Below are 12,067 nucleotides of genomic sequence, written 5' to 3' on the forward strand. Positions count from 1 at the left end.
GGTCATAGGCTTACAGGTCCAGCGAGGGCAGGTTCAGGCCGTGTTCGCGCGCGGCGTCCTTGGCGATGTCGTATCCGGCGTCGGCGTGGCGCATGACGCCGGTGGCCGGGTCGTTCCACAGGACGCGCTCCAGACGCTTGGCCGCTTCCGGCGTGCCGTCGGCGACGATCACGACGCCCGAGTGCTGGCTGTAGCCCATGCCGACCCCGCCGCCGTGGTGCAGCGACACCCACGAAGCGCCCGACGCCGTGTTCAGCAGGGCGTTCAGCAGGGGCCAGTCGGACACGGCGTCCGAGCCGTCCATCATGGCCTCGGTCTCGCGGTTCGGGCTGGCGACGGAGCCGCTGTCCAGATGGTCGCGGCCGATGACGATGGGGGCGCTCAGTTCGCCCGAGGCCACCATCTCGTTGAACATCAGACCCGCGCGGTGGCGGTCGCCCAGACCGATCCAGCAGATGCGGGCGGGCAGGCCCTGGAAGGCGATGCGCTCGCCCGCCATGTCCAGCCAGCGGTGCAGGCCGGCGTTGTCGGGGAAGAGCGTCTTCATCGCCTCATCCGTCTTGCGGATGTCCTCGGGATCACCCGACAGGGCGGCCCAGCGGAACGGCCCGATGCCGCGGCAGAACAGGGGGCGGATATAGGCGGGCACGAAGCCGGGGAAGTCGAAGGCGTTGGTCACGCCCTCGTCGAAGGCGACCTGACGGATGTTGTTGCCATAGTCGGTGGTGGGGATGCCCTGGGCGTGGAAGTCCAGCATGGCCTGAACGTGGACGGCCATCGACTGACGCGCGGCGGATTCGACGGCGGCGGGGTCGCTGACGCGCTTTTCCTCCCACTCGGCGACGGTCCAGCCCGAGGGCAGGTAGCCGTTGACGGGGTCGTGGGCGCTGGTCTGATCGGTCACCAGATCGGGGCGGACACCCCGCTTGACCATTTCAGGCAGAAGGTCAGCCGCATTGCCCAAGAGACCGATCGACAAGGGTTTTTTGTCCTTGAACGACTGCTCCAGCAGGGCCAGGGCCTCGTCCAGGGTCTCGGCCATGACGTCGACGTAGCGGGTGCGCAGGCGGAACTCGATGCGGCTGCGCTGGCACTCGATGGTGATGCACGACGCGCCGGCCATGGTCGCGGCCAGGGGCTGGGCGCCGCCCATGCCGCCGAGGCCCGCCGTCAGGATCCACCTGCCCGACCAGTCGCCGCCATAGTGCTGGCGACCCGCCTCCATGAAGGTCTCATAGGTGCCTTGGACGATGCCCTGGGTGCCGATGTAGATCCACGACCCGGCCGTCATCTGGCCGTACATCATCAGACCCTTGCGATCGAGCTCGTTGAAATGCTCCCAGGTCGCCCACTTGGGCACCAGGTTGGAGTTGGCGATCAGCACGCGCGGGGCGTCGGCGTGGGTGCGGAAGACGCCGACCGGCTTGCCCGACTGGACCAGCAGGGTCTCGTCGGCTTCCAGCTTTTTCAGCTGTTCCACGATGGTGTCGAAGGCCTGCCAGTTGCGGGCCGCCTTGCCGATGCCGCCATAGACGACCAGGTCCTCGGGACGCTCGGCCACCTCGGGGTCCAGGTTGTTCATCAGCATCCGCATGGCGGCTTCGGCCGCCCAGGTCTTGGCGGTCTTTTCAGACCCGCGCGGGCTGCGGATGATGCGGGTGTTGGGCGTGGCGCTCATCGATTCCTCCATGCGGCCCAGAGTGCGGGTTGGGCCGTCGTGTTTGGGGGAGTGTTATGTCTAGACATTAACGCGTGCAAGAGGCAGTTTCGATTCATGGATCAAGAGCCGCTTCATCGACGGATCGCCGGGGACATCGAGCGCCGCATCGCCTCGGGCGAATGGCGGCCCGGTTTCCGCATCCCGACCGAGGCCGAGCTGATGGCCGAATACGGCTGCGCCCGCATGACGGTGTCGCGCGCCATGACGGATCTTTCGGCGCGGGCGCTGGTGGTGCGGCGCCGCCGCGCCGGGACGGTGGTGGCCCATCCGCCGGTTCACTCGTCCGCTCTGGTCGCCATCCCTGACATTCAGTCCGAGGTCGAGGGCAGGGGACTGGCCTACTCCCACCGCCTGCTGGGCCGGATCGTGCGCCCCGCGCGGCCCGACGAGGGGCTGGGCGAGCGGGTGGTCGAGCTGGAGACCCTGCACCTGGCCGACGACCTGCCTTTCGTCTTCGAGCGCCGCCTGATCTCCCTGAGCGCCGCGCCCGAGGCCGAGGCCGCCGACTTCACCACCCAGCCGCCGGGCGGCTGGCTGCTGGCCCACATGCCCTGGACCGAGGCCGAGCATCGTATCTCGGCGGTCGGCGCTGATCGCGAGACGGCGGCGGGGCTGGGTCTGGCCGATGGCGCGCCCTGCCTGCGGCTGGAGCGCCGCACCTGGCGCGACGGTCAGGGCGTGACCCGGGCCTCACAGATTTTCCCCGGCGCGGCCTATGATCTGGTCGCCCGCTTTTCCCCGACTAAAGGATGACCCCGATGAGCCAACCGTCTGAAGCCCTGGGGTGGCGCTCTGTCGGCGATCTGGTGGGGAACCACCCCGACGCCCCGGTCGCCCTGATCGGCGCGCCGCTGAATGAGCGGTCGCTGACGCCGGGCCGCTGCGACCTCGGCCCGAAGGCCCTGCGCGCCGTCCTGCCGCGCCTGTCCACCTATGACGTCGAGACCGGGCTGGAACTGGAGGTTTTGGTGCACGACGCCGGCGATGTGGCGCTGAAGGCCGTCTCGCCGTTCGACGCCTTCGAGCCCTTGCGCGACGCGGTCGCCGCTCAGGCCCATCGCGCCCTGACCATCCTGGTCGGCGGCAACAACGCCGTCACCCGGCCCGGCGTCCACGCCCTCGGCCTTAACCGCGTCGGCGTGCTGACGCTGGACGCCCATTTCGACCTGCGCGACACGGATCAGGGCCTGACCAACGGCAACCCGATCCAGGCCCTTCTGGATGACGGCATGGACGGTCATCGCATCAGCCAGGTCGGCCTCGCCCCCTTCGCCAACACCCGCCGTGCGCATGAAAAGGCCGAGGCGGCGGGCATCAGCGTCCGCACCGCCCGCGAGTGCCGCCAGCGCGGTCTGGCCGCCGTGGTGGTCGAGGAGCTGGAGCGCCTGTCGTCGCTGTGCGAGGTCATCTACGTCGATTTCGACATCGACGTGATCGACCGCAGCCAGTGGCCCGCCAGCCCCGGCGCGCGGCCCGGCGGAGTCTCGGTCCACGATTTCTTCGACGCCGCCCGCGCCATCGGTGCCTGCCCCCAGGTCCGTGCCGTGGACCTGACCGAATACGACCCCTCGCTGGAAGTCGGCGACCTCGGCTCGCTGACCGCCGGGCGCTGGTTCTGCGAAATCCTCAGCGGAGTGGCCGCACGATGATCCTCGCTGACCGCCTCATCACCGACTGCCACGTCGCCGCCATGACGGAGGGCGGCGCCCCCTATGGCGCGATCGAGGACGCCGCCATCCTGACCCAGGACGGGCGCATCGCCTGGGTCGGGCCGCGCGCAGACCTGCCTGTGCACAAGGCTGTGGAAACCGACAGTCTGGGCGGTCGCTGGGTCACGCCGGGCCTGATCGACTGCCACACCCATCTGGTCTTCGGCGGCGACCGCTCGGGCGAGTTCGAGCGGCGGCTGGAGGGCGCGACCTATGAAGAGATCGCCCGCGCCGGCGGCGGCATCGTCTCCTCGGTCAAGGCGACGCGCGAGGCCAGCGAGGACTCCCTCTACGCCTCGGCCTGCAAGCGTCTGGAGGGGCTTAAGGCCACCGGAGTCACCACGCTTGAGATCAAGTCCGGCTATGGTCTGGATCATGACAGCGAACTGAAGATGCTGCGCGTCGCGCGCCGCATAGGGCGCGAGGCCGGGGTGCGGGTCCGCACCTCCTACCTGGGCCTGCACGCCGTTCCGCCCGAGCACAAAACCGACCGCGCCGCCTATGTGGACAAGGCTGTGGATCAAATCCTGCCCGCCGCCCATGCCGAGGGTCTGGTCGACGCGGTCGACGCCTATTGCGAGCCCATCGCCTTCACCACGGACGAGGTGGCGCGTTTGTTCGACAAGGCCGAGACGCTGGGCCTGCCGGTCAAGCTGCACGCCGACCAGTTGTCGGACGGGGGCGGCGCGGCGTTGGCCGCCCGCTATCAGGCGCTGTCGGCCGACCACATCGAGCACACGACCGAGGCGGGCGTGAAGGCCATGGCCGAGGCAGGCGTGGTCGCGGTCCTGCTGCCCGGCGCCTTCCTGATGCTGCGCGAGACGAAGGCGCCGGCGGTGGCCCTGCTGCGCCAGCACGGCGTGCGCATGGCGGTCGCCACCGACTGCAACCCCGGCACCTCGCCCGTCGCCTCCATGACGGCGGCGCTGAACCTGGCCTGCGTCCAGTTCCGCCTGACCCCTGAGGAAGCCCTGGCCGGAGCCACCCGCCACGCCGCCCGCGCCCTGGGGTTGCAGGACGAGGTCGGAACCGTCGAGGCCGGCAAGGTCGCCGACCTGGCCGTCTGGGACATCACCCGCCCGGCCGAGCTCTGCTACTGGCTGGGCGCGCCCCTGCTGCATCGGCGCTACCTGGGTGGAAAACTCACCTAAAGGTTGTATTCTACAGTAGAGATAATCTAGGGTTGTTGGCGGGGAGGCCGACAATCCATGGATGCAGACGACTTCATTCGCCGCTGGTCGGAGGCGCCGATCAGCGAGCGCGCCCATTATCAGACCTTCATCGCCCAGCTGTGCCGCCTGATCGGCGTCGCGGCGCCCGATGATGAGCGGACCGGCGACCTCGACTACTGCTTCGAGCGCCCGGTGAAGTTCTTGCATGAGGACGGCGGCAGCCACCCCGGCTACATCGACTGCTACCGGCGCGGCGCCTTCGTGCTGGAGGCCAAGCAGTCGGGCAAGCGCGGGGCGGGCGGGGCGCTGGACCCGCAACCGCAGCTGGCTCTGTTCGGCGGTCGGGGGCGCAAGACGACGGCAGGCACCTCCAGTACGCTTGAAACCCTGATGCGCAACGCCAAGCGTCAGGCCGAGAACTACGCCAAGGCCCTCGACGAATGGCCGCCCTTCATCGTCGTCGTGGACGTGGGGCGGGCCATCGAGCTGTGGTCCGACTTCGGGAGGCAGGGCAAGGCCTATGTCCCGTTCCCCGACCGCGCCCGCTATCGCATCGAGATGGCGCACCTGCGCGACGATGCGGTGCGTGAGCGGCTGAGGCGCGTCTGGTCCGATCCGATGAGCCTGGACCCCGCCGCCCGCGTGGCCGAGGTGACGACCGACATCGCCGGGCGGCTGGCCTGGCTGGTCCGCTCCATCGGCGGGCGGGTTGCGATCAGCGTGGACGGTCGGCCCGATCCGGTGGCCAAGGCGGCGCGGGCCAATCAGACGGCCCTGTTCGTCATGCAGTGCATCTTCGCCATGTTCGCCGACAGTGTCGGCCTGATCGAGGACCGGGGTTTCCGCCGCTTTCTGGAAAGCTATCGCGGCCAGGCGGATCAGTTTCATCTGGGCGCGGGCGACTTCTTCCGGCGCATGGACGAGGGCGGGCATTGCTCGGCCATTCGCCAGACCCTGCGCCGATTCAACGGCGGCCTGTTCAGGCACATCGCAGCCCTGCCGATCACCGAGGACGAGTTGGAGGCGCTGATCGCCGCCGCCCGGCGCGACTGGGCCTCGGTCGAGCCCGCCATCTTTGGAACCCTGCTGGAGCAGGCGCTGGACCCGACCGAGCGGGGCGAACTGGGCGCACACTATACGCCACGCTCCTATGTCGAGCGCCTGGTCGAACCGACGATCATGGAGCCGCTGCGCGCCGACTGGGAGGCCGCCGAGGCCAGCGCCATCGGCCTGTTCATGGCGGGCGATCACAGGGGGGCGCGGCGGATGGTGCGCGAGTTCCACCACGAACTGTGTCACGTCCGCGTGCTGGACCCGGCCTGCGGCACCGGCAATTTCCTCTATGTCGCCATGGGGTTGATGAAGGAACTTGAGGGCGAGGTCCTGGCGGTTCTGGCCGAGATGGGCGAGGCGCAGGCGTCGCTGGCGCTGGACGGCCACACGGTCAGTCCCGAACAGTTCTGGGGGCTTGAGAAGAACGCCTACGCCGCCTGGATCGCCGAGATGGTGATGTGGATCGGCTATCTGCAGTGGCATTTTCGGGTTTATGGCGAGGCCAAGCCGACGGAACCGATCCTGCGCAATTTCAAGCGCATCCGTCAGACCGACGCCCTGCTGTCCTGGTCGCGCGAGGACTTGGTCCGTGACGCCGTGGGGCGTCCGGTCACGCGTGCGCGACCCAGGCGCAAGAACGGCGACGCGCCGGTGTTGTTCGTTGCAGATGATGACGAGCGCGAGGTGGTTCGCCTGATCGACCCGCGCCCGACGCCGTGGCCGGACGTCCACTTCATCATCGGCAATCCCCCTTTCATCGGCGGCAAGGACCTGAGGCGCGAACTGGGCGACGGCTATATCGACGCCCTGTGGCAAGTGCGGCAGGGGCGGTTCCGCTCGGCTGATCTGGTGACGGCCTGGTGGGACCGCGCGGCGGACATCCTGACGCAGAAAGGGTCCAGCCTGCGCCGCTTCGGCTTCATCACCACCAACTCGATCACCCAGACTTTTTCGCGTCGTGTGCTGGAGCATCACCTGAAGGGCGAGCCGCCGATGCGCCTGACTTTCGCCATTCCCGACCACTCCTGGATCAAGGGCGGCGACCGCGCCGCCGTCCGCATCGCCATGACCGTGGCCGAGCGCGGCGAGCCTGACGGACAGGGGCGGCTGCTGAGCGTCGTGTCCGAGGCAGGGCTGCATGCCGACGCGCCGGAGATCGTGTTCAGCGAGGAGCGGGGGGCGATTTCAGCCGATCTTTCGGTCAACGCGCCGGTGTCCGACGCCGTGCCGTTGAAAGCCAATTCGGCCTTGGCCATGCGCGGGGTGCAACTGATGGGTGCAGGCTTCATTGTGCCGCCGGACCGGGCGGCGGTCCTGCTGTCGGCATCAGAGCCCGAGGCGATTTCGCCCATCCGGGCCTATCGCAACGGTCGCGATCTGGCGGATCGACCGCGCAGCGTGAACGTCATCGACCTGTTCGGTTGGGAGGAGGCCGAGGTGCGGCGGCGCCATCCGGCGATCTTTCAGCACGTCCTTGAGACGGTGAAGCCTGATCGGGACCGCAACAACCGCGCCTCCTATCGGGACAACTGGTGGATCTTCGGCGAGCCGCGCCGCGAACTTCGGCCCGCGCTGGAGGGGATCGGGCGCTACATCGCCACCGTCGAAACCGCCAAGCATCGCTGGTTCCGGTTTCTGGATGCGGACATCCTGCCGGACAACAAGCTGGTGGTGATCGCCAGCGACGACGCCGCCATCCTGGGCGTCCTGTCGTCGCGTCTGCATCAGCAATGGTTCGTCGCCAACTCGGCGCGGATCGGTGTCTATGACGGCGACGCGGTCTATGTGAAGGGCGCCTGTTTCGACGCCTTTCCCTTTCCTGATCTGTCGGGGAGGGGCAGGGCCGAGATCGCCATCCTGGCGGACGAGATCGATGATCTGCGCGCGCAAGTGTTGGGGCGGCATGATTTCCTGAGCATGACCGGCCTCTACAACGCTCGGGCGCGATGGTTGGAGGGCGGCGTGCTGACAGAGACCGAGCGCGCCGTGCATGAGGCGGGCTGCATCGGACTGCTGGATCATCTGCATCGACGGCTGGATGCGGCGGTTTTGGGCGCCTATGGCTGGCCGGCCGATTTGTCGGCGCAGGCGGCCGTGGCGGGCCTTGTCGCCCTCAACCGCGAGCGCGCTATCGAGGAGGCGCGCGGCGAGGTGCGTTTTCTGCGTCCCGATTTCCAGGCAGGGCGCGTGAAGATCTCGCGTCGTGCGGTGCAGGTCGAGGCGACCCTAGACGTCGCCACCAGCCTGCCGTCCCTGCCTGACGCGCCGGGACCCATGGCCTCGGCCTTGCTGCATGCTCTGAGGCAGGAAGGCGTGCCGGTCGGTCCGCGCGCGCTCGCGTCACGGTTCAGCGGGCGGCGCGGGCGGCGGATGGAGGACCGCATCGAACAGACCCTGGCGGTCCTGGCCGTGGCGGGATCGGTCCAGCGCACGCAGGACGGATGGTTCACCCCACGTCGGGTCTGATGCTAGCGTCCGTTTCTTGAATCGGGGGCGGACGACATGGCGCAATCACGGACGGACATCGTCATTCTGGGCGGCGGGCACAACGGGCTGGTCTGCGCCTTCTATCTGGCGCGTGCCGGGCTGAAGGTGACGGTGCTGGAGAGGCGCGGCGTCGTCGGCGGGGCGGCGGTGACGGAGGAGTTCCATCCCGGTTTCCGCAACTCGACCGCCAGCTACACCGTCAGCCTGTTGAATCCGCGCGTCATCGCCGACATGGAACTGCCCCGCCACGGGCTGCGGGTGGTCGAGCGGCGCGCGGCCAACTTCTTGCCCTTTGACGATGGGCGCTATCTGCTGACCGGCGAGGGGCGGACCCAGCCTGAGGTGGCCAAGTTTTCGACCCGCGACGCTGAACGTTTGCCCGACTATGAAGCGCGGCTGGAGACGGTCGCGGCCATCCTGCGCGACCTGATCCTGACCACACCGCCCAATGTGGTTGAAGGCGGCTGGTTGGCGGCCCTGCCGGAGATGCTGAAGGCGGCGTCGCTGGGGCGGCGGGTCGCGGGGCTGGGCCTGGCGGCGCAGCGCGACCTGCTGGACCTGTTCGCCAAGTCGGCGGGCGATTGGCTCGATGGCTGGTTCGAGAGCGATCCGATCAAGGCCCTGTTCGGGTTCGACAGCGTCGTCGGCAACTACGCCAGCCCCTATACGCCCGGCTCGGCCTATGTCCTGCTGCACCATGTCTTCGGCGAGGTGAACGGCAAGAAGGGGGCCTGGGGCCACGCCATCGGCGGCATGGGCGCCATCACCCAGGCCATGGCCGCCGCCTGCGCCGAGCAGGGCGTCGACATCCGCCTCGATGCGCCCGTCGCCGAGGTGCTGACCGAGCGGGGCAGGGCGGTCGGCGCCGTGACAGAGTCGGGCGAGGTGATCCGTGCCCGCGCCGTGGTGTCCAACCTGCACCCGCGCCTGCTGTTCGACCGGCTGGTCGATCCGGCGGTGGTCCCGGCGGACTTCACCGAGCGGATGAGCCGCTACGCCTCCGGCTCTGGCACCTTCCGCATGAATGTGGCCCTGTCCGAGCTGCCGCGGTTCACCGCCCTGCCGGAGCCCGGCGACCACCTGACGGCAGGCATCATTATCGCACCCACGCTCGCCTATATGGACCGCGCCCATGCCGAGGCGCGCCTGAACGGCTGGTCGTCAAAGCCGATTGTCGAGATGCTGATCCCCTCGACCCTGGACGACAGCCTGGCGCCGGCGGGGCAGCACGTCGCCAGCCTGTTCTGCCAGCACGTCTCGCCCGATCTGGCGGACGAGCATCGCGACACCGTGGCCGACCTGATGATCGAGACGGTCGACGCCCATGCGCCGGGCTTCAAGGCCTCGGTAGTGGGGCGGCTGGCGCTCGGACCGCGCGATCTGGAGCGGCGCTTCGGGCTGATCGGCGGCGACATCTTCCACGGGCGGCTTACGCTGGATCAGCTGTTCAGCGCACGGCCGGTGCTGGGCCACGCCGATCACCGGATGCCGCTGCCGGGGCTTTACCTGTGCGGTTCGGGCGCTCACCCCGGCGGCGGCGTCACGGGCGCGCCGGGCCACAATGCGGCGCGCGCCGTCCTGAAGGATCTCAAGCCAGGCTGATGTTCATCGCCTTCATCAGGGCGTCGCGGATGGCGCCTTCGGTGAAGGGCTTCTGGATGGTCGGATGGCCGCGCCAGTGCTCTGGCAGGCCAGCCTCGCCATAGCCGGTCGAGAAGACGAAGGGCACGCCGCGTGTCTTCAGCGCCTCGGCGACGGGGAAGACCTCGCGGCCGGCCACGTTGACGTCCAGCAGGGCGGCGTCCAGCGCAGCCTCGTGGGTCGCTGTTCGAAGGCCGTCGTCGATGTTGGATTCCGGGCCGACCACCGAGCAGCCCATGTCGTCCAGTATGGTTTCCAGCAGCATGGCCACCAGAGACTCGTCTTCGATGACCAGCACGCGGCGGCCCTGCAGAGCGTTCGTCATTCCGCTTCCTTCGTCAGCGGAATGGAGATTTCCGCTGTAAAACCGTCGCCTGAGTAGTGCCTTTCGACGGTTCCGGCCAGATCGTGCCGCACGTTACGCTCTATCAACCGGCTGCCGAAGCCGCGCCGATCCGGGGGCGACACCGCCGGTCCGCCGGTCTCGCGCCAGCGGATGTCCAGGCGGGGCGCGTTGAGATCGGCGACGGACCAGTCCACCAGCACGCGTCCGTCGCCCGCTGACAGGGCGCCATACTTGGCGGCGTTGGTCGCCAGTTCGTGAAAGATCATGCCCAGCGACACGGCGGTCGCCGGGTCCAGCGTCACGTTCGGGCCGTTCAGCGACAGGCGGTTGGGCCCGTGCGCTTCAGTCTCATGTTCCAGGACCGCCCGCAGGTCCGCGCCTTCCCAGTGACTTTGGGTCAGCAGGTCGTGGGTGTGGGACAAGGACAGAATCCGCGACTGGAAGGTCTCGGCGAAGGACCTGGGGTCCTCGTGCGAGCGCGCAGTCTGCATGGCGATCGACTGGACGGTGGCCAGGGTGTTCTTCACGCGGTGGTTCAGTTCGTCGATCATCAGCTTCTGACGCTCGGCGGCGACCACGGTGTCGGTCACATCGTGGCCCTGGACGAAGATGCCGAGGATCTCGCCGGCCTGATCGCGGATCGGCTGATACATGAAGTCGAGATACCGGGTCTCGAGCGGCCCGTTGGGCGTGTGTTGCAGCTGGACCGGGCTTTGCCGCCCGTGGAAGGGCTCGCCGGTCGCATAGACGTCATCGAGAAAGTCATAATACCCCTGACCCGACAGTTCCGGCAGGGCGTCGCGGATCGCCTTGCCGGTGACGTCCCGATGGCCGATCAGTTGGCTGTAGGCGCCGTTGATCAATTGGAAGATATGGTTCGGCCCGTTCAGAACGGCGACGAATCCCGGCGCCTGCATGAACATGTCCAGCAGTTGCTTGCGCTCGTTCGCCAGTCGCCGGTTGTCGGCCTGAACCGTCATGGCGCGGCGGAAGACGCCGCCGCCGATCATGGAATCCAGGGCCGAGGTGGTTTTGTTGGGGCGCTGCCGCGCGACTTGTCGGCGCAGTTTTTCCAGCTCGGTGATGTCGGTGGTGTGCTGGAGGATGTGGGTGACGCGGCCGGAGGCGTCGATGATCGGCGTGTGGCTGCAGCTCCAGTAGCGGTCTTCGTAAACAACCTCGCCGTCGACTCCGGGAACGGGAATGGCGTAGTGGATCACCGCCAGATGGTCGCTTTCTCCGGTTTCGAGAACCTTTTGAAAGGACGACAGAAGTTGGCGGGCGTTTTCCGCCGCCTTCTCTCCCGGGCCGGCGTCGAACATCTCCATGGCCGGGCGGCCGATCAGGTCGCTTCGGCGTCTCTGGGTGACATCCAGATAGGCCTGATTCATCCCTGCATAGCGCAGCTGATCGTCCAGCAGCATGTAGGGATTGGGCGAGGCGTCGAACGCTGCGACCAGATCGATTGTCTTGGCGAGTGTGCGCACCCTGTCCCCCGGTTCCGCTTTCCTAACGCAGCCGCGGCGAAAGGGTGCCTGTTCCTGACCCAATAACTTCAGGCTTGTCCAGCGGCGGCTTTTTGAGGGACGTCGACGGCGCGGGGGTCAGGCGCTGGCGCGCAGGGTGTCGGCCAGGGCCCAGTACATGGGCTTGGGGCTGTAGGCGTCGTCGTAGGGCAGGCCGCGGTTGACGCCCCGCGCGGCGCGAACCCGGGCGTCGACCTGCTCGGTTAGCCATGAGAACTTGTCGGTCAGGCCCCAGGTCACGACGCCGCGTACCTCGGGGAAGGCCAGCATGACATCAAGGTAGCGGCGGGTTTCGTCGGCGACCTTTTGATCGCGCGCGGCGGTCGGGGCGACGGCTTCGGATTCCTTGACGTCCAGTTCGGTCACGGTGATGTCCAGGCCGAGGTCGATCAGCGCCTTGGTCATGTCCTGCA

At 68.2% G+C, this 12,067-nt stretch carries 9 protein-coding genes; 5 read left to right on the top strand and 4 right to left on the bottom strand.

Going from position 1 to position 12,067, the window contains the following annotated elements; translation table 11 throughout:
- Positions 1–10 precede the first annotated feature (10 nt).
- Positions 11–1,678 (bottom strand): urocanate hydratase, encoded by a 1,668-nt coding sequence (gene hutU / locus VGE49_RS09465; protein ID WP_331034311.1) that lies wholly within the window; start codon positions 1,676–1,678, stop codon positions 11–13.
- Positions 1,679–1,774: 96 nt separating this feature from the next.
- Here hutU and VGE49_RS09470 point away from each other — a divergent pair, with 96 nt between their 5' ends.
- From VGE49_RS09470 to VGE49_RS09490, 5 genes are read left to right on the top strand one after another with little or no spacing between them, the layout of a single operon-like run.
- Positions 1,775–2,473 carry a UTRA domain-containing protein gene (locus tag VGE49_RS09470; protein ID WP_331034312.1) on the top strand — a complete coding sequence of 233 codons (699 nt, stop codon included), beginning with the start codon at positions 1,775–1,777 and terminating at the stop codon, positions 2,471–2,473.
- Positions 2,474–2,478: 5 nt separating this feature from the next.
- A complete protein-coding gene (locus VGE49_RS09475; RefSeq protein ID WP_331034313.1) occupies positions 2,479–3,369 on the top strand; it encodes an agmatinase family protein in 891 nt (296 codons plus the stop codon).
- Positions 3,369–4,580, top strand: a complete 1,212-nt coding sequence (hutI, locus tag VGE49_RS09480; protein WP_414643627.1) for an imidazolonepropionase — start codon at positions 3,369–3,371, stop codon at positions 4,578–4,580. Before VGE49_RS09475 ends, hutI begins: the two co-directional genes overlap by 1 nt.
- Before the next feature lie 57 nt (positions 4,581–4,637).
- Positions 4,638–8,120 carry a class I SAM-dependent DNA methyltransferase gene (locus tag VGE49_RS09485; RefSeq protein WP_331034315.1) on the top strand — a complete coding sequence of 1,161 codons (3,483 nt, stop codon included), beginning with the start codon at positions 4,638–4,640 and terminating at the stop codon, positions 8,118–8,120.
- A gap of 36 nt (positions 8,121–8,156) precedes the next feature.
- Complete coding sequence (locus VGE49_RS09490; RefSeq protein ID WP_331034316.1) at positions 8,157–9,743, top strand: phytoene desaturase family protein; 1,587 nt, start codon at positions 8,157–8,159, stop codon at positions 9,741–9,743.
- On the opposite strand, the gene VGE49_RS09495 is transcribed toward VGE49_RS09490, so the two are convergent.
- The 3 genes from VGE49_RS09495 to VGE49_RS09505 form a co-directional block, all read right to left on the bottom strand.
- Entirely contained in the window at positions 9,730–10,107 is a 378-nt protein-coding gene (locus VGE49_RS09495) for a response regulator (RefSeq protein ID WP_331034317.1), read from the bottom strand. The two genes, VGE49_RS09490 and VGE49_RS09495, sit on opposite strands and share 14 nt — an antisense overlap.
- Positions 10,104–11,615: an HWE histidine kinase domain-containing protein gene (locus tag VGE49_RS09500; RefSeq protein WP_331034318.1), complete on the bottom strand. Its 1,512-nt coding sequence runs from the start codon at positions 11,613–11,615 to the stop codon at positions 10,104–10,106. The genes VGE49_RS09495 and VGE49_RS09500 overlap by 4 nt, the downstream gene beginning before the upstream one ends.
- Before the next feature lie 117 nt (positions 11,616–11,732).
- On the bottom strand, positions 11,733–12,067 hold a 335-nt coding region (locus tag VGE49_RS09505), incomplete at its 5' end, for an endo-1,4-beta-xylanase (RefSeq protein WP_331034319.1).

This window comes from Brevundimonas sp., assembly GCF_036405315.1.
In the GTDB taxonomy this organism is placed as follows: Bacteria; Pseudomonadota; Alphaproteobacteria; order Caulobacterales; family Caulobacteraceae; genus Brevundimonas.